The following is a 19,559-nucleotide window of genomic DNA, read 5'->3' as shown; positions in this document are numbered from 1 at the left end:
CTCTAGCCGAAGAGTAATTTCAGCCTCTCTGCCGAGATTTGGCGCGCCACGCCTGGCATCGGAGCGCGGCGTCTGGGACGGCGATCTGCTGTGAGCGATAACGCCGAGACGCTGAAGGCGACACTGCTTGCCGAGCGGCACGAGAGCGAGCGGCCGCGCCAGATCAATGAAGGAGCTGCAGCGCCATCGCTTTGGCTGGAACGCGATCGGCAATTGACAGTTCGTGGCCCTGTTGCAGCTATCGATCGGGCTTCAACTATGGCGTCGTCATCTCCTGATTGTGGCGAAGATCGCCCCTATGCAACACAAGGCGGTATTCGCTCTCGGCTTTGTCGGCGACCTCCTCGTGCTCCGGATCTTCAAATATGCCGGCTCAGAATGTGAGCGGGTTAATTTGCCGCCGACGTGATCATTGCCTCGACTTCTGCACGAAAAGCCTGACGCGAGGAGTTCGCGTGAATAGAACATGTGGCCGCCTGGCAGGACCAGGAGCATGACCCGCGGCGCTGAGGCGAAGGCGGGCAACTGAGCGAGGGCCATTTTCGTGGCGAAATAAGGGGTGACAAGATCAAACAGCCCGTGCCCCACCAGCACCTTGATCTTCGCGTCCGTTGCAAGAGCCTGTCGCAGCTCCGACAACGACTCTGGAGGTGTATTGCCGAAATCCCAAGCCTTTCGGACCGCACCGTTGAGCAGTTCATAAGAGCCATCCGGCCGCCACTTGAGCTTGCGCGTCAGGATATCGACGGCAGCACTCGTCATCGGCGGCGAAAGCGCATCACCCGAGGGGTCGCCGAAGGGGTGGGCAGCTGAATGCGGATAGGGATCCAGACCCCTCACCGAGGCGTCATAACCTCCGGTCACCTTGCCGCTGTGGCGATCCAACTCGCGGCGGAATTCGTTAATGTCAATGCGGCCGCCACGTGCTCGGGTGACGCCTTGGTCGATGCCAGTTAACGCGGCGATCTTGTCGGCGATACGGTTGCTGGCCTCGCTATCAGCCTCACCTTTGAGAAGGTCGGCCAGGAGCTCGCCTTGCGCGTAATTTTCCACGTCGGTCAGATCGGAGCCCTTCGCTTGGCTCTTGGCTTCACGGGCAGTAGCGACATAGCTCGGCAGCAGCGTGACATATCGCAGGACCCCGGTCGGACCGTAGTCAAACACCGGCGAGATCAAGATCAAGCCCTTGACTCCGACGCCCTGCCGCATCTGCAGCTGACGCACGACCTTCGGCCCTCGAATGCCGCCATAACTTTCGCCCACGATATACTTTGGCGATAGGAGCCGGTCGTACTTCTCAAGCCAGCGGCGTATGCTCAGCGCGAGGGAGCTGACATCGCCGTCGACGGAAAAGAACTTCTTGCGGACAACCTCGCCGTTCGCGACGAAGCGGCTATAGCCAGTCCCGACCGGGTCAATGAAGACCAGGTCGGTGAAATCGAGCCAGGTTTCCGCATTGGGCTTTGCTTCTAAAGAAGTGGAAGGCGTGACCTCGTCGGCGTTGATCGGCAGTCGCCAGGGACCGGCATTGCCGAGCTGGAGCCAAGCCGAAGATGAGCCGGGTCCGCCATTGAAGAAGAATGTGACCGGGCGCTTCGTGCGGTCCGTCCCGTCGAGCTGATAAGACGTATAGGCGATGTCGGCTTGCGGCTCACCTTTTTCGTCGAACAGGCGGATCGAGCCCGCGGTCGCAGCAAAGCTGAGTACCCGGCCTGGAACATTGAGCGTATGCTTGGTGGTCGAATCCGGCGGCAAGCGATGCAGCTCGCTTGCAGACGATGCGCTCGGTGTTTGTCCCGCCCGTTCGTCGAGACCGCTCTTCTGGACGCCCTGCGCGGAGGCTTCAGGGCGCGGCGGCGGATCGTCGGCCCGGCCGGTCTCCATCGTGCCCCAGGCAAAAAGAGCCAGCGCAAGAGAAGCGCCGCGGACCGTGCTGAAATCAAATTGCATCATGTTTTCCTTTCCCGCCAACCGGTGTGCGCATGGCGCGCACGGCGCATACAACTAGATGACGGTCGAGAAAGAACACCTACTAACTCCAGCAGTATTCATTGCTCCTGAATTCCGTATGGTGATGGTAGTGGCAGGGCCGGTGCTTGCAGATAGCGCTCTCGCGCCGGCGGGCACATCCGCAGAGAGCGAGCTACTGTACGACCTGCAGCAACATCGAAGGGCTGTATGTCATGCCCTGCGAATGAGGTGAGCGACGTCGAGAATGCCCGAAGATCCTCGCTGCAGGCAAATTCTGCAACGCCGGCCTGGTCTGCGAGTCGCCGACGCGGTTTTTTGTCCACGAGAGTGTCTATCAGCCATTCGTGGACACTTGGTCGGCAAGGTCAGGCAGGTCAAGTCGGCAAATGGTCTGGAGAAGGATACGCTGATGGGGCCGTTTTACGGCCTTGCCGCCTACGTCTATACGCAATCGGTCAAGACGCGGCGGATCTGGCGGCGCTCGGCAGCCGCGCCCTGAAGCAGCGTTTGCTGTAGCCATTCGTCGATAAGGGCCGTTCACGCGTTTTCTCGCGTGAACGGCACTTTGATCTAGCCGGCCTTGGAATTGAGATCGACAAAGCGCTCGCGCAGCAGGTTCTTCTGCACCTTGCCCATGGCGTTGCGTCGCAAGGTATCGACGAAGATGACGCGCTTGGGCTGCTTGAACTTTGCCAGCCGTCCCGACAGCGCCTCGCGGATGGCGCGCTTGTCCACGGCCGATCCAGGCGAGCGCACCACCGCGGCCGTGACGCCTTCGCCGAAGTCGGCATGGGGAACGCCGACCACGGCGCTTTCGGCCACGCCCGGGATCGCGTCGATCTCGGTCTCGATCTCCTTTGGATATGATCTGCGGGATATTTTTGATCTATCAGCCCTTCTTGAGTTGCTGGCGCTCCCTAGCGGAGCCGAATTTTATTGAAGATCAGAGCCTTGCAGCAACGTGGGCCACAGGAGCCTCCCAGACAATTGCAGCAAAATCTGGCGTCTGTGGCCCACCCAATTCAACGTAGTAGTCGTGTCAGGGCCGCATCACTCGATAGACGAGAACCGAGTCGCTTGGCGGTCGCTTCTTGATTTGCTCCTGGTCCCAAGGCGTCCTTCAGGATCTCGGTGACATACTCCACTGAGCTCCTTAATCTCATCGCCAGCCAAACCGACATGAGATAGACCGGGCTGAATATGCGAGGCATAGAGGGGCTTTAAGCGTAGCACTTGGGTTTAGATTTTGTCGCGAACATGTGGGGACAGTGCAATGAAGAGGGCGACAGATGTTGCAATATTGGCTGGCATCCGACATCCTCGAAGTCCGGCAAGGACAAACTTTCAGGGCCGGTGAGGGGGCGGCGGTGGAGGGGCTGGCTGCCACAGTGCTGGTACCCGCGCTAACGTCCTTCAAGGACAAATATCCCGGGATCTTCGTCGAGGTCGTCACCGCGCTGCAGACCGCAAATCTGACGCGGCGAGAGGCTGATATATCCATCGGGATCGTGCGCCCGACAGGTCTGCGCCATATCGCCCGGCGAATCGCCAGATGCGACATCTACCTCGAGCCGAAAAGTCTCGAGGAAGCCGATGATCATGTTTTTGTGGACTATATTGGCGATATGATCGAAACCTCCGCACTGAAATGGCTGCATGACACCGTCGGGGAGAGGCGCGTCGTTTCCGCAGCACCAGCCCACTTGTCCAATTGGAAGCCGTCAGGCGAGGCTTCGGCATCGGAATGTTTCTCACTTATCTGGCGGACTTCTGAGCCTACCTTTCAGGCGCGTACTGGAGGTTGAGGCCAGGACAAATCGCGAGTTCTGGATTGCCATCCACGAAGAGTTACGGCACGTCCCCAGGATGGCGGCGGTCTTTGATTTCGTCACTGAAATATTCGGGGCAAACAAGGCGTTCTACCGTTAGGACCTGCGCACCGCAGTCATTTTTGAGGCGGTGCTCGCCGCTACAGCTTCTTTGAGGCCTCGACCGCCGACGAAATGAAGGAATAGGTGAGCCGCTATCCGAAGCGACGAGCTATCGACAAGCCACCCACACGGTGGTCGAAAACTGAACGTCCTAGTCTCGGCGCAGCTCGCAACGTACGGTTATGCGGCAATCCCCCTGACCGCTGACGCGAGACTGTGAACCTCCTCAATCGTATTGTAGTAATGCGGGGATGCGCGAACGATGTCGGAGAGACCTCTCCGCGCTGCATCCAACGGTGTACTTGTTGGTGGCGAGACGGATACGTTGATCTTCTGCCTTGCAAGGCTGCGCATGACCTCGCGTGCGAGCGTACTACGAAGTGTGAACGACACGATTGAAGCGGGACGTTCTCCAAGGTCGTGAAGCACCACGCCAGGGACGCCACCAAGTGCTGCTCGCAATTCATTCGCAAGCTCGCGGCAACGTTGTTCGATCCTCTCGATGCCGATTGAAAGCGCGTAGTCAGCGGCGATCCCAAGTCCAAGCCGCGCCGCATAGTTCGCTTCCCACGTCTCGAATCGTCGTGCGTCGGACCTAAGTTCGTACCGCTCAGGTCCAACCCAAGGTGCGCCGAACAGGTCGATCATAGCCGGTTCAATGTCCTTCAGGAAATCGTCTCGCATGTAGAGGAAGCCTGTTCCGCGCGGACCACGCAAGAATTTCCGACCTGTCGCCGTCAGCATGTTCGCAACCAAGTGCGCGGACGTCGACGGGGATCTGGCCAACAGCCTGGCACGCATCCAGCAGGTAGGGAACACTATGAGCGCGCGCGATGCGTCCCACGGCTTCAACTGGGTTCACCAAGCCGCCGTTGGTCGGTATCCACGTGATGGCGATCAGCCTTACGCGCTCATCAATCATGCGCTCGAGCGCTTCCGGATCCAGAACGTGATTTGCGTCGTCGGGTATAACCTCGACCCGTGCGCCCGTACGACGGGCGACCTGCAAGAACGCTACATAGTTTGCCGCAAACTCTGCGGAGGTGGTGAGAATTCGGTCGCCAGGGCCAAAGCGGAGCGAATAGAAGGCGCGCTGCCATGCCAGAGTGGCATTCTCAGTCAGCGCAATTTCTTCGCGCTTTGAGCCGACTAGTCGAGCAATGCTATCGTATACACCCTCTAACCGCGCCGCGCTTTCGGCGCTCGCTTCATAGCCGCCAATTTCAGCTTCGCGCTGGAGGTATGCGATCATGCCATCGACGACGGGGCTCGGCATCAACGCGGCGCCGGCATTATTAAGATGGATTCGATGTACAACGCCAGGCGTATCCGCTCGCAAACGAACGACTTCGGCATCGGAAAGATCGCCGATCGAGCTTGCAGTTCGCTTCCGAATATCGTGCACCTGAAGTCCCTTCTTCGCGACGCGGTAGAAATACAGATTCGCAGGCACTAACGGTCTTCGATCAGCAAATCTCTGGAAACATACCTGACAGAAGGGCCCAAACCCGCCGTTTTAAGGCCGATAATGCCAAAATCCTTCATTGGCTGCTTCATAGATTGCGCCAAACGGCCTTACGGGTCGGCAAAGTGGTTCGAGAAGATCGTACTTGTTTGCCAGGAGGATGACCTTGGTTCCCACATCAAAGCCCGCGGAAACTCCGTCGGAGACGCTTGCCAATCATCGGCCCTTTCTGCTGCGCAATCGCTCACCTGGCTTGGAACAGGCTCCATGGTGGTGCGACCGCAACGCAGGAAATGAGCCGCTCCGCCTCCTTCAGGCCTGCCCGCGCTATGCACCGACCAGCCTGATTCCTCTGCCGCATACCGCCGAAAAGCTGGGTCTCGGCGAAATCTGGATCAAGGATGAAACACAGCGGCTTGGCATAGGCAGCTTCAAGGGGCTCGGCGGAGCCTACGCAGTGCTGAAGCTCGCTATGAAGCACGTTGAGAGACGGACTGGACGCTCGATTCTGCCTGCAGAATTGTCGGAGCCTGGCGTGCGATCTATGCTTTCACAGCTCACATTTTCATGTGCTTCGGACGGCAACCATGGCCGTTCGGTGTCGGCCGGAGCGAGGCTCATCGGAGCGCGGGCGGTCGTATATCTCCATGCGGGTGTGAGCGACGAGCGGGCCGCTCATATCTCGCGGCTCGGCGCTGCGATCGTGCGCGTGGCTGGAGACTATAACGACTCCGTCGAGGTTGCGGCCAAGGCTGCCTCGCAGGACGGTTGGATCGCTGTCCCGGATACGGTCGGCCCCGGGAGGACGACACTGCTTGCACGTTTGTGGTCCAGGGGTATGCGATACTGATCGACGAAATTATTGCAGCCACGGCAGGACAGTCAAAGCCGTTTACGCATGTTCTGGTTCAGGCTGGTGTGGGAGGTCTTGCAGCAAGTGTGTTCGGCCATGGCTCGGCACGGGGTCTATTCGGGGGCGATACCCATCTTTGGATCGTCGAGCCAGAACGGTCGGCATGCCTTTACGAGAGCGCCCGAGCCAAGATGCCCGTGCGGCTCCCGCCGGGGCCTGGGACGAACATGTCGATGCTCGAATGCCAAAGCCCATCGTTGTTGGTTTGGCCGATTATCGAAGAGCTGACCAGCGGCTACATCACGGTAACCGAAGAAGAGGCCGTGGGCGCGGTTCGTTTGCTTAATGAAGGCGTTTCGGGCGATCAGCGTCTTCGCGTCGGAGAGTCGGGAGCGGCGGGACTTGCAGGCCTCTTAAGGGCGGCCGAAGAGAAGGACCGAAAGAGACTTGGCCTCGATCAGTCCGCCAAGGTTCTGCTCTTTGCCACAGAAGGCCCAACCGACCTATCGGTTTGGAGCGGAAACCAATTGGCATGAGCAGAGCCCGGGCAGTCAGGATACGTCAAGATTGATGCGGGTGGTGAACTTGACCGTCTGCATCGACACATATGTGCTGAACGACTTGATGTTCTTGTCGGGAAAGAATGCTCGCTCGGTGAAAGCCCCATATTCCTCCATAGAACCAGTGTTGACGACCAGAATGAAATCAGCCGAACCTGTTACGTAGTAGCACTGGGTAACCTCAGGATAGGCGCTCATTCAATTCTTAAAGGTGTGCAGAAGATCGAGCTGCTCTTGCTCGAGCGCCACAAGCACGATCGACGTGACCCGTTTCCCGGCGACCGAAGGCGATATGATCGAGACGTCGGACATGATCGCCCCATTTTCGCGCAATCGCCTGAGCCGACGCAGGCAAGAAGTCGGCGAAAGTCCCACGCGCTCTGCCAATTCCTCAGAGGTCTGCAGGTTATTCTCCTGCAGCAGCATGAGAAGCTTCAGATCGAGGCGATCCAGGTCGGTGCGCGTGACAGCCATTTAAAATTCCAATTTGCAGTTTTCTGGCATTTGGGGTCGCAAAACGGCGATTTTAGCCACGAGCTTGTACGATTATATGCACAAAACCGGTTCGAGCAAGTAGTTGCCACACAGGGAGGGTTACATGGTGGATGTAGTCAGGCGGAAGCTACTTCAGGGCACCGCTTTGGCCGGGGCGCTGGTGGCCGCGCGGTCGCTGTTTCCCGCCCCGCAATTGCGCAAATCCCGAAGGGCACAGGTGAAGTCGTGGTCTACGACGGCGGCGGGTCTTGGGGCGAGGCCAAGCGGATCGCCTATTTCGAGCCGTTCGAGAAAGAGACCGGCATCAAGGTTATAGCTCAACCGCGGACCGACACGGGAGCCGTGCGAGCGAGCGTGCTCGCCGGTGCCCCCCGATATGACGTGACGATACTTCCTGGCGGCAAGGCCCCGACTTTCGAGCGGGACAATCTTTTGCTTCCGATCGACTATGGCTACTTCGACAAGGCGGACCTCGACGCGTTCAGTCCGGTCAAGGTCGGCAAGTTCACCGTGCCCGCCATCATCTATTCGCTGTTTATTGCGTACGATGCGTCAAAATTTGCAACCAATGCGCCGAACACTTGGGCAGATGTCTGGGACGCCCAAAAATTCGCGGGACGGCGTTCGCTCATGGCCGGAACCTGGGCGTCGGACGGCGGCACCTTCGAAGCAGCTCTGATGGCTGATGGTGTTGAGCCGTCGAAGCTCTATCCACTCGATTGGGATCGCGCGTTCAAGAGCCTCAGCCGGGTAAAGCCGAATATCCTGAAGTGGTGGAACACCGGGGCGGAAGCTCCGCAGATGATCATTGATAAGTTGATCACGGCTGGTAGCGCCTGGAACGGCCGGGTTTCGGCAGCCAACGAGCAGGGGGCCAAGATCGGCTACACCTGGAATCAGGGAATGCTGCAGTACGACACTTGGGTGGTCTTGAAAGGCACGAAGAATGCGGACAACGCATTCAAGTTTCTCGCGTTCTCAGCGCGAGCCGAAAATCAGGCGAAGTTCGTCCAGCACATCCTCTATGCGCCGCCAAACTCGCGTGCATTCGAGCATGTGCCGTCTGAACGGGCAAAACTCCTGCCGACCTCGCCCGAAGCACGGAAGCTGCAGTTCGTCCAGGACTACGAATTCTGGAACGCTGTGAGCTCCAACGGTAAGGCCAACAATGAAATTGCCGTTGCTCAATGGGAACGTTGGATTTCCGGCGTACGGTAGCTCAAAATGGTGGATGCGAGTCTGGCCATGCCGCATAGCAGAGACAGCCTAGGACGGGTGCGCCTGGTGCCCGTCCTCCTTCTCTTGCCGATCGTGATCCTGTTCTCGGTCGGCTACGTCGTGCCGCTCGCGCAACTCGTGCTCAAGAGCCTCCAGCACGATGGTGCCTGGACGCTTGAGAGCTACATCGAGATCGCCAACTCGCCGGCATTTCTATGGATCGTCGTCAGGACGCTCGCGCTGGCCGCGACCGTGACGATCGTCTGTTTGCTCATTGCTTATCCGCTCGCGTATGCCATATCGAAATGTCCTCCGCGTCCGGCGGCATTTCTGCTTCTTATTGTCACTCTCCCATATTTGACGAGTGTCCTGATCAGAACTTATGCATGGATCGTCCTGCTCAGCCCCAACGGGCCAATTAACCAGCTCCTCTTGCAACTTGGCCTTATCTCCGAGCCGCTGCAAATGGTGTTCAATTCGGTCGGCGTCTATGTCGGCATGGTGCAGGTCCAGCTGCCGCTCATGGTGTTTCCTCTCTACGCCGTGCTGGCGCGCGTTAATCCAAGCCTTGCAAAAGCGGCACAAAGCCTCGGAAGTCCTCCTACTGACGCCTTCCTGAGGGTTACGCTTCCAGCCTCGATGCCAGGCGTGATTAGCGGCTGCACGCTCGTCTTTCTATCCAGTCTCGGCTTCTACATTACGCCAGAGCTTCTTGGTGGTCCTGACAGCTATCTGATCGCTCAGGGCATCAGCCTGCGCGTGCTGATCCTCGGCAATTTTGATGAAGCCGCAGCCCAATCATCGATCTTGATGCTGACGGTGATCGCGGTCTTTCTCATATTTCGTCAGCGGATTGCGGAAGAACTCGACGATCGCCCACATAACAACGTTTCTTCGATCGGCAAGTCGACATCCGGTCTCTCCGCGCGGTGGCCGATACTGGAGCGACTGACGGCGATTTTGCACGGCCCGTCAATGAGGCTGCATGAGGCGTTGACGGTCGTCCTGCGACCCGCGTTGTACGTTAGCGCAGGGCTAACGCTCCTTCTTCTGGTGCTGCCTTTCGTGGTCGTAATTCCTCTTGCATTCAGCGATGCGCCATACCTCACCTTTCCGCCGCCCGGCTATTCACTGCGGTGGTTCTCAAGTTTGCTCAAGAATACGCAATGGCTCGATGCCCTAAGCTTCAGCCTGAGATGGGCAGGACTGTCCGCTCTCCTGAGCGTGGCGATTGGTGTGCCCGCCGCCTTCGCTCTCGTGCGGTACAGGTTCTCTGCTCGCGTGCCTGTCTATCTTCTCCTGATTTCCCCGCTGATCGTTCCTCATGTCGTTATCGCAGTTTCCCTGTTCTTCGCTCTCGCCGGATCCTCGCTGATCGGCAATCCGCTGGCATTTGCCCTCAGCTATACGATCATTGGCGCTCCATATACGGTCGTTGTTATGATCGCGGGGCTCAAGCGGTTCAATCGCACCCTTGAGCTGGCTGCCGCCAGCCTAGGCTCGAGCCCTCTCGTGACGCTGAGAACGGTGACGCTCCCATTGCTGCTGCCGACGCTAGCGAGCGCGGTGCTCTTCGCGTTCATCGTGGGGTTCGATGACGTTGTGTTCGGTCTGTTCCTGAGCGGGCCCACCGCGACGCCGTTGCCCATGAGAATGTGGGACAACATCCGCCTGGAAATCAGTCCCCAGATCGCCGTCATCGCCGTTCTGTTTCTCATCGTGCTTGCGCTTCTGATGCTTTTGCGGCTGTTCGTGGGCGCGGTTGTTCAAGGTCGTCGCCCGCAGGAAGGCCTCCATCGTTGAGCAGATGAAGAGATCGCGCTTGTGCATTGTTCATCCTACGAGGAAGCCAATGACGCCTTTCCTGAAGCAGCCCACTCGATCCAATCTGGGGCGAGGTCTCGCAATCGCAACGGAGCATCGAGCATGAGCCGCGATCTCACTTTCTCCGTCGAGGAGTACAAGCGTCGATGTGACGCCGTCCGAAAATTGATGGCAGAGCGTCGCCTTGACTGTGTCATCTTTGACGAGCCCGAGATGATGTCATGGCTTTCGGGCTATACGGTCTCCGAAAATCTCTGGCGAGCGTGCATCGTGCCGGAATCGTCCGAGCCGTTCCTGCTGGTGCGCAAGCTTGATATGCCCCCGGCGCGGCAGCGCACGTGGATGGATAACATCGTGGGGTTTGGCGATTGGGACAACCCGCTGACGGTGCTGGCGAGCACCTTGCGGGCAATTGGTTCGGTGCCCGCCCGGATTGGCGCTGAGTTTCAATCGAACTCGTTTACGATCCAAAGACTCCAATCGCTTCGCAAGCTCTTGCCGGATACCGAGTTTTTTGACCTTGAGCGTTCGGGATGGGATCTCAGGCGATGCAAGTCGCCGGAAGAGATCGCGCATATGTCCCGGGCCGGTTCACTCTTGGATGCGGCCTTCGACGCGACTATCAAGGAGGTGGCGAGCGGCAAGAGTCAACGTGATATCGCTGCAGCTGCCGCTGCAGCCTACTATCGGCTTGGGTTCGACGATGGCTTTGTTGGGCCTCTCAATGTCGGATCGGGCTGGGATTCGCTGCATGGGTTCCTCGCAGAGCGACCGCTGGTCGATGGCGATATCGTTCATATCGAGCTCCTGCCGCGCTTGCGATTCTATACGGTACGGATCATGCGATCGGTCATCGTAGGGCGCGCAACCGGCGAGCAGCGAGCCACGGCTCAGGCTCTTATCGCGTTACAAGATCGCCAAATCGCCGCGCTCCGGCCTGGCGCGATTGCCGCTGACGTCGACCGCATCGTGCGGGAAGGCGTTGTCGCGGCCGGGTTGCGCGAGACCTACGATAACATCACCGGGTACACGCTTGGTACCGCTCCGCTCGTTTCCCAGCACACGAGTGACCTGTATCGCTGTTTCACGCCTCGTTCGGATTGGGCTATCGAGGAAGGAATGGTCTTTCACATGTACACATCCGCTGCTGGCCTTGCCTTCAGCGAGTCCGTCGTGGTGACTAGTGCGGGTGGGAAGCGATTGACCTCAATACCGCGCAAGATATTCGAGACGAGGCCGAAATGAGCGTCAGCACAGCAATCGTGAGCGAAAAGGTAACGACAGGTGTAGTGACGTCGCAAAGTCAACATGGTTCCGTTTCGGTCAACTCGTTGACCAAGATGTTTGGTCCGGTCAAGGCGGTCGACGACGTCTCACTGTCGATAGAGCCAGGAGAGTTCGTCGCCTTGCTCGGATCGAGCGGGTCAGGAAAGTCAACTCTGTTGATGATGATCGCCGGATTCGAGGTGTCGTCCTCTGGCGATATCATGCTCGACGGCGTACGGATCAATGATGTTCCGAGCTATCGTCGCGGCTTCGGCATGGTGTTCCAGAGCTACGCATTGTTCCCCCATATGACCATCGCTGAGAACATCGCCTATCCGCTGCGGCGCCGGGGCTTGCGTGGCGGAGACGTCGAACGTGAGGTCGCAAAAGCCCTGAAGCTCGTTGCACTTGACGGATATGGTGCGCGACTTCCAAGCCAGTTGTCGGGTGGGCAGCAGCCAGCGTGTCGCTCTGGCCCGCGCTCTTGTTTTCCGTCCGCCCCTGCTGCTCATGGACGAGCCTCTCGGGGCACTTGATCGCAAGCTCAGGCAGCAGCTCCAAATGGAGATCAAGCTGATCCATAAGGAGGTCGGTAGCACGATCATTTTTGTTACCCACGACCAGGAGGAAGCGCTGTCAATGGCCGATCGCGTTGCCGTTCTCGAGCGAGGCCGCTTGCAGCAGTGTGGGACACCGCGTGAGCTATACGAGCAGCCGGCGACTGCATTTGTCGCTGATTTCATCGGTGAGATGAACTTTCTGCCGGTCGAGTTGCGGCAATCTGGAGGCGAGGTCTGTGCCCGCAGCGCCGATCTCGGCATTGACGTTGTGCAGGAGGCCAGTCAGGTGCTGACGTCAGGCGACCGAGGGTTGCTGGCAGTTCGCCCGGAGTATGTCGGCCTGAGACCGGACGAGCGCGCTACCGCGATGGTTTTGGAATCTGCTTACACGGGCACGAACCAAAGCGTGCTCGTGCAGGTCGGGTCCATTCGGTTGACCGCCCGGACTTCGGTGAGCCCCGGACGGCCGCTGTTCCAATCCGGTCAACGCGTCCGCATTGAGATCGAGGCTGCGCATACCCGCGTGTTTCCGGCCCCCAGTTGAGCTGCCTTTGGCGTGCGAGGAGCTACCCGTAATGAGCCGGAACGCCGCAATCTCGCGCGCGAGAAGCCATCTGGCTTCTGGAGACTTCGAGACCGTTCTCTCGCGGCTCGTCGCTATTCCTTCCGAGAGTCAGAACCCGGAGCGAAAACGTCAGCTCGCCGAGTATCTCGACCAGCTTCGCTGCATGCTTGAAGAGTTCGGCTGCGATTGCCAGGTTTTGGCCGCTGCAGGCGCACAATTCCTTTATGCAGAACGCATAGAAGATCCATCATTGCTGACGGTGCTCGGATATGGGCACGGCGACGTGGTTCGGGGAATGGACGCATCGTGGGCCGCAGGAAGGTCCCCTTGGCGTCTCGCAAAGCTCAATGATCGCTGGTACGGACGTGGTGTCGCCGACAACAAGGGACAGCACGCCATCAACATTGCCAGCCTCCGTGCTGTGCTCGAGACTAGAGGTCGGCTGGGGTTCAACCTGAAATACCTGATCGAAATGGGTGAGGAGGTCGATTCGCCTGGCCTCCGCGAACTATGTACGACGCACAAGAAGCTCCTGTGCGCAGACATCTTCGTTGCGTCGGACGGACCGCGCTTGTCCGAGCATCGGCCGACAGTGTTCCTGGGCTCGCGCGGATGTGTTACATTCGACATCTCAATTAATGCGCGCGAGAGCGCATATCATTCGGGCAATTGGGCGGTCTGCTTTCCGATCCCGCAATCCAGCTCGCGCATGCCTTGGCTACGATCGTCTCTCCGACCGGCCGCATTCTGATCGCAGAATGGCTTCCAAGTGAGCTGCCTGATGCCGTCCGGCGGGTCCTTGCCGACTGTGTCGTTGACGGGGGACCTGGCGGACCTGACATCGATCCGGCCTGGGGCGAGCCGGGACTAACTCCGGCAGAGCAGGTGTATGGCTGGTGCTCGTTTGATGTTCTCGCCATCAGTTGCGGAAATCCGCGGGCGCCGGTCAATGCCATTCCCGCGAGTGCCTGGGCGCGCTGTCAGCTCCGCTTCGTGGTCGGCGTTGATTGCGAAGACATCGTGCCGGCGCTTCGGCGACATCTCGTGAAGGCCGGTCTCGACATGGTCCAGGTGACGCCCAGCCCTGACGATGGTGTGTTTCTCGCCACGCGCCTTGATCCTGAGGGTCCCTGGGCCAAATGGGCCCAAGCCTCGATCGTTCGGACGACGCGGAAATCGCCGGCGATCTTGCCCAATTTCGCTGGCTCGCTTCCGAACGACATTTTTGCCAACCTGCTAAATTTGCCCACGTTGTGGGTGCCTCATGCCTATCCTGGATGCCAGCAACATGCAGCCGATGAGCACTTGCCGATCGAGCTCGCGCGTGAGGCCCTGGAGGTTATGGCGGGCCTATATTGGGATCTGGGGGAGCTGGATAGCCTTCCGCCGTGCGACGAGGCTGAACTGATCGGGTGCGGCTTGCCGGTTGCCGGGTGATCGCTTTTCTGCGAAGGCCCTTGCGCATTTTCGAGGTACCGCTTCCCAATCGATACGCCAAGCTCCGTCGAGGCGGCGACGGGCGCCATGTTTGAAACCGGACGCTAGAACGGGGGCAGGGCAGATGACTGACGCATCGGATCATCATGGCGGCGGCAAGCGTTGCCGTTGTTGCGATCCCGGTCCAGCCCAGCCGAGCTTCGAGGCCGCCATGTCGGACCAAGTCGAGCAGACACTGCTGCATGGTCTGTTCCCGCAACCGATCTTGCGCCGTGAAATGCTGCGCAAGGTCGGAGCAAGTGCGATCATCGGGGCGCTGTCGAGCATTCTCCCAATCGAGACGCTGAAGGCGATTGCCCAGGAGCGCAAGCCTCTTGAGAAGACGAAGCTTGCCGTGGCTTTTTGCCGATTACCTGCGCCGTTCCGCTGATCTACGGCGAGAAGCTTGGAAGCTACGGCAAGGAAGGCCTCGAGGTCAGCCTGCAGAAGATCGCCGGAATAGCTTTGATTCGAGACAAGATGCTCAACGGAGAACTGGACATCTCACAGCAGGTAATGCCCGTGCCTCTGACGATGGCCGCAGGGCTTGGGGGCAATGTCCAGTCGATCAAAGTGCTTACCATTCTGAATCAAAATGGAAACTCTCTCGTCCTGGCCAACAAGCACAGGGACAATCGCGATCCGAAGAACTGGAAAGGCTTTACCTTTGCCGTTCCGTTCGAGCAGAGCCACCAGACTTTGGCGCGCCACCGGCAAGACCATCGTCTTCATCACCCATGGCATCGACGAGGCCGTCGTGCTCGGCCAGCGCGTGGCCGTGATGACCTCGCGCCCGGGCCGGATAAAAGAGGTCATCGACATTCCGGTTTCGCTGCGCGAGGCCGACGACGTGCGTTCGCTGCCGGAGTTCGGCCATGTCAGGCAAGCGGTTTGGAGCCTGCTGCGCGAGGAAGTGCAACGTTGTCGCTGCTGGAACTCGCCCACGGGCGTCCGGGGGCTATCTCCGGCGTGGATCGCCGACCATCGCCGATCGCCGGCCGGCTTCATGCTGGCGCGCGCGGGATCGGCGCGTTCGGGCATCGCTCGCTGCTGCTCATCGCGCTACTGTCGCTGTGGGAGGCCGCCCCGCGGCTCGGCTTCGTCGATCCGGTGTTCCTGCCGCCGTTCTCCGAGGTGATCGCCGCCGGCTGGCAGCTCGCGCAAACGGGCGAGCTCTATGACGACGTGTCGGCGAGCCTGCTGCGCGCGTTGAGCGGCTTCCTGATCTCCGTGGCCTTGATCGTGCCGCTTGGCCTTCTCGTCGGTTGGTACGCCCGGCTCGGCAATCTCGTCAACCAGTTCATCGAGATCTGCCGCAACACCGCGCCGTTGGCGCTGCTGCCGGTGTTCATCCTGCTGCTCGGCATCGGCGAGATGTCGAAGATCACCATGGTGATCTACAGCTGCGCTTGACCATTGCTGCTCAACACAATTGCTGCCGTCAAGCAGGTCGATCCGCTCCTTATCAAGTCGGCGCGGACGATGGGCGCGAGCCTGCCGCAACTTTTCCGCAAGGTGATCCTTCCGGCGGCGCTTCCGACCATCTTCGTCGGCATTCGCCTCGCCAGCGCCTCCGCCATGCTGGTGCTGGTCGCCTCCGAGATGGTCGGGGCCAAGGCGGGGCTCGGCTATCTCATCATCAACAGCCAGTACAGCTTCCTGATCCCGCAAATGTATTTCGGCATTCTGGGCATCACGGTGATCGGCCTGGCGTTTAACGCGGTGCTCGAGGCGCTGGAGCGGCGCTTGATGCGGTGGAAGGCTCCGGTCGGGGCGTGAGCGCGATGGATCGATTGCAATCATTTAAGCTGGAGACGTGATCAATAACACTAAAATCCGCCGCGCCGAGCGCAGGTTCGACACCAACGGACCGTCATGGGACGGACTTAGCCCTGGCCAGTTCTTGGCTCGAGTGGGGTTTTCAGTCGCTATCACGGCCGCCGTTGTCGTCGGGACTTTCGTCGCAATCCGCTACATGGCGGGCTTTTATCGATGATTACAGCCAGGCGCAGTGCTCAGAGCATTCTGGCCCGCGAGCTCTCGCGGTGCCCATCAATTCCGCAGTGACCTAATACAAGATCTCCAATATACCAATGGCGGGGGCACATGGGGAGTGTAGCGATGGCAAAGGAACGTGACGACCTCGGGCGTATCGCTAGAGATCGAAATCGACGATTCGGCTGCGATCATAGTTGAGCAGATCGACGACGAGATCACTGTCGCTATCGCGAGCCTTGTGGGCGTTCATTTTCAGGTAACGGCCGATCAGGCGCTCAAGCTCTCTCAGGCACTAAGGCCTGTTTACAGTCGCTAGTTTGCGAGGAAAGCCGCGACGAGATTGAGGAGGCCGGCAAAGCAGGCGTCTGTCTTTTCGTAGCGAGTTGCGATGCGGCGGAATGCCTTGAGCTGGCAGAAGAAGTTCTCGACCAGGTGGCGCCATTTGTACATTTCGGCGTCGTGCGGGATGCGCCCGGCGCGGTCGGCCTTGGACGGGATGACCGCTGCGGCGCCGCGTTGGTTCACATTGGCGCGCAGCCAGTTATTATCGAAGGCCTTGTCGCCGATCAGCGCTTCAAAATCGAGGCCAGTGATCAAAGGCTCGACGCCAATGCTGTCGTGACGCTGGCCGGGCAGCAGGACGAAGCGAATGAGATTGCCGAGTGCGTCGACCAGAGCCATGATTTTGGTAGTCAGGCCACCACGCGAGCGGCCTATGGCCTGATTTTGAGTTCCCCTTTTGCCCCGGTGCCATGTTGGTGGACCCGGACGAGTGTGCCGTCGATCAGGACATATTCGAAATCGGGATCGTCACAGAGAGCTTTGAAGACCCGCTCCCAGACCCCCTTCTGCGCCCAGCGCCAGAAGCGCGTATACACTGTGAACCACTTGCCGAACGCTTCCGGCAGATCTCGCCACGGCGAGCCCGTGCGCGCAATCCAAAGAACTGCTTCGATAAAGAGCCGGTTGTTACGCCCGGTGCCGCCGGGATCACCGGCTTTGCCAGACAATTCCGGCGCAATCCGCTCCCACTGCGCATCGCTCAACATCAATCGAATCAAGGCTGATCTCCAATTTTCAGCCTTGAATCAATTTTCTACTGATTTGGGAATCCTGTCTGTAAACAGGCCTTAGCTGTTGCCGCGGAGAATGCGGAAAAATTCCGTCGGTCAACCGAATGCTGACATGGCGCAGGGGAAGGTCGCCAGCGCGCCTACACTGAGGAAATGGACACATCGATCCTGAGTTCTGCGGGCTACGCGCCGATCGCCCCCGCCGGCGAGCTCTCGCCGCGCAGCATGACTTCTGTCCTTTGGGACAGCGCGGCCTGTGAAACCCGATGGCGTGTTCGAAGGTGGCAACTTCGCGCATGACGAAGCGCCTCCCGGCGTGCCGACGACGATCTGCAGATCCTCACGACGTGTATTTCCGCCCAGAAGTGCGTCGCTTCACAACTCTCGGTGACACGAGCGCGGTCACCGACCACGCCGCACGGATGGCGGGGCAATCTTGGCAGCGCGCCCGGGTCTAAGCATTTGGGCTTAGAACGTTAGACGAGCTACGTAGCGGCGATTTTGATCGAACCAAGGGGACCGCATGAACATCGTGGAATTCGATACCGACGTATCAGCGTTGTGGATGAGAGAAACGTCCTGCAGTTTCGGGTGAGCCGGGCAGATTGAGGCGATTATCCCCACCTGCGACGACTGCGAAGGTCTCGAAGAACTGTGCGGAAAGTGAGCGTGCGGTAGACTGAACAAGCCGGCTTCCCAACTGCGCAAGTTTACCCCCGACCTCAGCGTGCGCTCCGTAGCGCAGGATGGTCCGATCAGGTCCATCGGCCGCGAGAGTCACTTGAGCACCGCCCCGCACGTGGCCCGCCATTCCGCCATTCCCTTGCCCTGACAGCGAAAAAGAGTCGGGCGCCCCGCTCTGATCCAGTTTGACGGTGCCGCTGAAGCGCGACTTGATCGGGCCGATCTTGAGGACAACCATTGCCTGTAGTTTCTTGCGGCTCCCAGGCACGCTAACAACTCGGCAAGTGCTGTAAAAGCCCACAGAAATCAGGCCGCCGCTCGTTCCTTTCTTATTTGTTCTAGGTGGATTTTTGGACTGTTTCTTCTTGGGCAGCTTTTTGGGCGATGGTCTCTTCTCTTACTGGCATCGTGTGCTTCCTGGGCATGTTGGACATGGTAGCTTCGCTTAAGTTACCTACAATTGTTCCGGCCCCAAAATGATGCCTGGGAGTTGACTCCGTTCGGAGTTGTGAGAACCGGCTGCTTGGGATGTGCGGGCTGGCAAGATCGAACGCACTGTCCGATCTTGCAGACATAGCCTATATTTTAGCTTCAGCTCTGCCGTTCATTCAGCCGAAGTCACGGTGTAGCGATCGGCACCGCATCACCCCGTGTTGGGCGCTCATGACCCGGTATAGGCAAGTCGGAGTTCTTCTGCGGTGTTGGTTCCGGAACAATGTGTACAATGCGATAGCTGTTGTCGTGCAGGTACCGCAGGAAGGCGGGCATCATGGCCGCAGTATGTGCCTTCGGGTCGTGAAACAGGATGATGCCCTTGCCCGCAACATCTAGGCGGCTGATGATGAGCTTTAGCTCCTGTTCCGAGGTCATGTCCTCCCAATCGCTAGCCCACAGGTCCGCCCCGAAGACGATCATCCCGCGCGACTGCAAAAGATCGAGCATCGCAGGCGTCGAGTTCGAAATAGGGAAAGCGAAAAAATGGAGTCGAGGGTGTCGTGGTCGAGACCCCATTGAGTGCCATCTCGTCAGCCGCAATGCCGCGGTCGATATCCTCCTTCGCCTGCTCGAAGCTGATTTTGGACGACATCGGATGTGACCAGGTGTGGTGCGCGATGGTGTGGCCTTGCGCGGTCGTGCGCAGGACGAGCTCGGGAAACTCGGCTGAAGACTTGCCGACCAAGAAGAATGTGGCGCGCACGCATTCCTGCGCAAGCGCTGCCAGCACCTTTTGCGTGAACGGCGGCCGCGGACCGTCGTCGAAGGTCAACACGACCTCGTGGTCGGCGAGCGGCAGCGTCTGCGGAAAGCTATTCAGTCCAACTCGCGGATAGGTCTGGGCGTCGAGCGTGAGTACGCGCGCGGTGCCGAGCGCATTCTGGCGCGGACAGTCGGCCGCGTCCGCCGCCGTGATGACGGCAAGCACAACGCTCGCGCCAGCGAGCAGCAGAGCCCATCGAAGCAGACACCTGCCCTCGATGTCGTTCCCGAACAGGTTTCTGGTTGCGGCTTTGAACAAGATTGTCCTGCCCTCGGCCTCAAATAAGGGCAATGGCGAGCAGGCTGGAGCCAATTAGCACGAGACCGGCCGCAGTCAGTCCCAGGAAACCACTGGAGACAAGA

The 19,559-nt window shown here is 59.2% G+C and carries 18 protein-coding genes and 7 pseudogenes; 17 read left to right on the top strand and 8 right to left on the bottom strand.

Translation table 11 applies throughout. From position 1 onward, the window contains the following. Positions 1-389: 389 nt before the first annotated feature. Positions 390-1,953 (bottom strand): annotated as a pseudogene (locus ACSKB8_RS00470) (S10 family peptidase). 272 nt (positions 1,954-2,225) lie between these two features. Between ACSKB8_RS00470 and ACSKB8_RS00465 the strand changes: the two are divergent. After that, positions 2,226-2,381, top strand: a complete 156-nt coding sequence (locus ACSKB8_RS00465) for an aldehyde dehydrogenase family protein (RefSeq protein ID WP_438110291.1) — start codon at positions 2,226-2,228, stop codon at positions 2,379-2,381. Continuing rightward, positions 2,324-2,470, top strand: coding sequence for a hypothetical protein (locus ACSKB8_RS00460; protein ID WP_438101749.1), 147 nt, complete (start codon positions 2,324-2,326; stop codon positions 2,468-2,470). The genes ACSKB8_RS00465 and ACSKB8_RS00460 overlap by 58 nt, the downstream gene beginning before the upstream one ends. Before the next feature lie 71 nt (positions 2,471-2,541). On the opposite strand, the pseudogene ACSKB8_RS00455 reads toward ACSKB8_RS00460, so the two are convergent. Then, positions 2,542-2,835, bottom strand: a pseudogene (locus ACSKB8_RS00455) (AMP-binding enzyme); the annotation flags it as partial. A 425-nt stretch (positions 2,836-3,260) separates the two neighbouring features. Between ACSKB8_RS00455 and ACSKB8_RS00450 the strand changes: the two are divergent. Next, a complete protein-coding gene (locus ACSKB8_RS00450; protein ID WP_438101747.1) occupies positions 3,261-3,776 on the top strand; it encodes a hypothetical protein in 516 nt (171 codons plus the stop codon). A 306-nt stretch (positions 3,777-4,082) separates the two neighbouring features. On the opposite strand, the pseudogene ACSKB8_RS00445 reads toward ACSKB8_RS00450, so the two are convergent. Then, positions 4,083-5,274 (bottom strand): annotated as a pseudogene (locus tag ACSKB8_RS00445) (aminotransferase class V-fold PLP-dependent enzyme). 259 nt (positions 5,275-5,533) lie between these two features. Between ACSKB8_RS00445 and ACSKB8_RS00440 the strand changes: the two are divergent. Continuing rightward, a complete protein-coding gene (locus ACSKB8_RS00440; RefSeq protein ID WP_438101745.1) occupies positions 5,534-6,217 on the top strand; it encodes a pyridoxal-phosphate dependent enzyme in 684 nt (227 codons plus the stop codon). Next, entirely contained in the window at positions 6,193-6,756 is a 564-nt protein-coding gene (locus ACSKB8_RS00435; protein WP_438101744.1) for a pyridoxal-phosphate dependent enzyme, read from the top strand. Before ACSKB8_RS00440 ends, ACSKB8_RS00435 begins: the two co-directional genes overlap by 25 nt. 15 nt (positions 6,757-6,771) lie before the next feature. Here ACSKB8_RS00435 and ACSKB8_RS00430 read toward each other — a convergent pair whose 3' ends face one another. Then, positions 6,772-6,978 carry an Lrp/AsnC ligand binding domain-containing protein gene (locus ACSKB8_RS00430; protein WP_438101743.1) on the bottom strand — a complete coding sequence of 69 codons (207 nt, stop codon included), beginning with the start codon at positions 6,976-6,978 and terminating at the stop codon, positions 6,772-6,774. Next, complete coding sequence (locus ACSKB8_RS00425) at positions 6,979-7,254, bottom strand: winged helix-turn-helix transcriptional regulator (protein ID WP_438101741.1); 276 nt, start codon at positions 7,252-7,254, stop codon at positions 6,979-6,981. Between the two features lie 246 nt (positions 7,255-7,500). On the opposite strand from ACSKB8_RS00425, the gene ACSKB8_RS00420 reads away from it, so the two are divergent. The 12 genes and pseudogenes from ACSKB8_RS00420 to ACSKB8_RS00365 all read left to right on the top strand — a co-directional run bounded on the left by ACSKB8_RS00420 (position 7,501) and on the right by ACSKB8_RS00365 (position 16,498). Then, on the top strand, positions 7,501-8,493 hold the full coding sequence (locus ACSKB8_RS00420) for an ABC transporter substrate-binding protein (protein WP_438101739.1): 993 nt from the start codon (positions 7,501-7,503) through the stop codon (positions 8,491-8,493). 6 nt (positions 8,494-8,499) lie between these two features. After that, entirely contained in the window at positions 8,500-10,296 is a 1,797-nt protein-coding gene (locus tag ACSKB8_RS00415; RefSeq protein ID WP_438101737.1) for an ABC transporter permease subunit, read from the top strand. Between the two features lie 123 nt (positions 10,297-10,419). After that, on the top strand, positions 10,420-11,562 hold the full coding sequence (locus ACSKB8_RS00410) for a M24 family metallopeptidase (protein ID WP_438101735.1): 1,143 nt from the start codon (positions 10,420-10,422) through the stop codon (positions 11,560-11,562). Next, positions 11,559-12,119, top strand: a complete 561-nt coding sequence (locus tag ACSKB8_RS00405; protein WP_438101733.1) for an ABC transporter ATP-binding protein — start codon at positions 11,559-11,561, stop codon at positions 12,117-12,119. Before ACSKB8_RS00410 ends, ACSKB8_RS00405 begins: the two co-directional genes overlap by 4 nt. A 25-nt stretch (positions 12,120-12,144) precedes the next feature. Further along, a complete protein-coding gene (locus ACSKB8_RS00400) occupies positions 12,145-12,687 on the top strand; it encodes a TOBE domain-containing protein (RefSeq protein WP_438101732.1) in 543 nt (180 codons plus the stop codon). Positions 12,688-12,718: 31 nt separating this feature from the next. Then, a pseudogene (locus ACSKB8_RS00395) lies at positions 12,719-14,145 on the top strand (M20 family metallopeptidase). 124 nt (positions 14,146-14,269) lie between these two features. Continuing rightward, positions 14,270-14,575, top strand: a complete 306-nt coding sequence (locus ACSKB8_RS00390) for a hypothetical protein (RefSeq protein WP_438101730.1) — start codon at positions 14,270-14,272, stop codon at positions 14,573-14,575. Further along, positions 14,548-14,826 (top strand): annotated as a pseudogene (locus ACSKB8_RS00385) (ABC transporter substrate-binding protein); the annotation flags it as partial. The gene ACSKB8_RS00390 and the pseudogene ACSKB8_RS00385, both read left to right, overlap by 28 nt. 52 nt (positions 14,827-14,878) lie before the next feature. After that, positions 14,879-15,112: pseudogene (locus ACSKB8_RS00380) on the top strand (ABC transporter ATP-binding protein); the annotation flags it as partial. Further along, positions 15,106-15,597 carry an ABC transporter permease gene (locus ACSKB8_RS00375; protein ID WP_438110873.1) on the top strand — a complete coding sequence of 164 codons (492 nt, stop codon included), beginning with the start codon at positions 15,106-15,108 and terminating at the stop codon, positions 15,595-15,597. The pseudogene ACSKB8_RS00380 and the gene ACSKB8_RS00375, both read left to right, overlap by 7 nt. A 3-nt stretch (positions 15,598-15,600) precedes the next feature. After that, complete coding sequence (locus ACSKB8_RS00370; RefSeq protein ID WP_438101729.1) at positions 15,601-15,963, top strand: ABC transporter permease; 363 nt, start codon at positions 15,601-15,603, stop codon at positions 15,961-15,963. A gap of 355 nt (positions 15,964-16,318) precedes the next feature. Further along, complete coding sequence (locus ACSKB8_RS00365) at positions 16,319-16,498, top strand: hypothetical protein (RefSeq protein WP_438101727.1); 180 nt, start codon at positions 16,319-16,321, stop codon at positions 16,496-16,498. Here ACSKB8_RS00365 and ACSKB8_RS00360 read toward each other — a convergent pair. The 3 genes and pseudogenes from ACSKB8_RS00360 to ACSKB8_RS00350 form a co-directional block, all read right to left on the bottom strand. Beyond that, positions 16,495-17,243 (bottom strand): IS5 family transposase gene (locus ACSKB8_RS00360; protein ID WP_438101725.1). Its coding sequence is split into 2 segments (ribosomal slippage): positions 16,495-16,919 and positions 16,919-17,243, totalling 750 coding nucleotides; the frame shifts between segments, so codons are not numbered across the junction. The two genes, ACSKB8_RS00365 and ACSKB8_RS00360, sit on opposite strands and share 4 nt — an antisense overlap. Before the next feature lie 565 nt (positions 17,244-17,808). Beyond that, complete coding sequence (locus tag ACSKB8_RS00355; RefSeq protein WP_438101723.1) at positions 17,809-18,207, bottom strand: CoxG family protein; 399 nt, start codon at positions 18,205-18,207, stop codon at positions 17,809-17,811. Between the two features lie 350 nt (positions 18,208-18,557). Next, positions 18,558-19,401 (bottom strand): annotated as a pseudogene (locus ACSKB8_RS00350) (polysaccharide deacetylase family protein). Between the last annotated feature and the right edge of the window lie 158 nt (positions 19,402-19,559).

The organism is Bradyrhizobium sp. BR 1432, from assembly GCF_051547705.1.
GTDB classification, from domain to species: Bacteria; Pseudomonadota; Alphaproteobacteria; order Rhizobiales; family Xanthobacteraceae; genus Bradyrhizobium; species Bradyrhizobium zhanjiangense.
The sequence above is the reverse complement of the archived record's forward strand: the minus strand, read 5'-3'. Positions and strand labels throughout refer to the sequence as shown.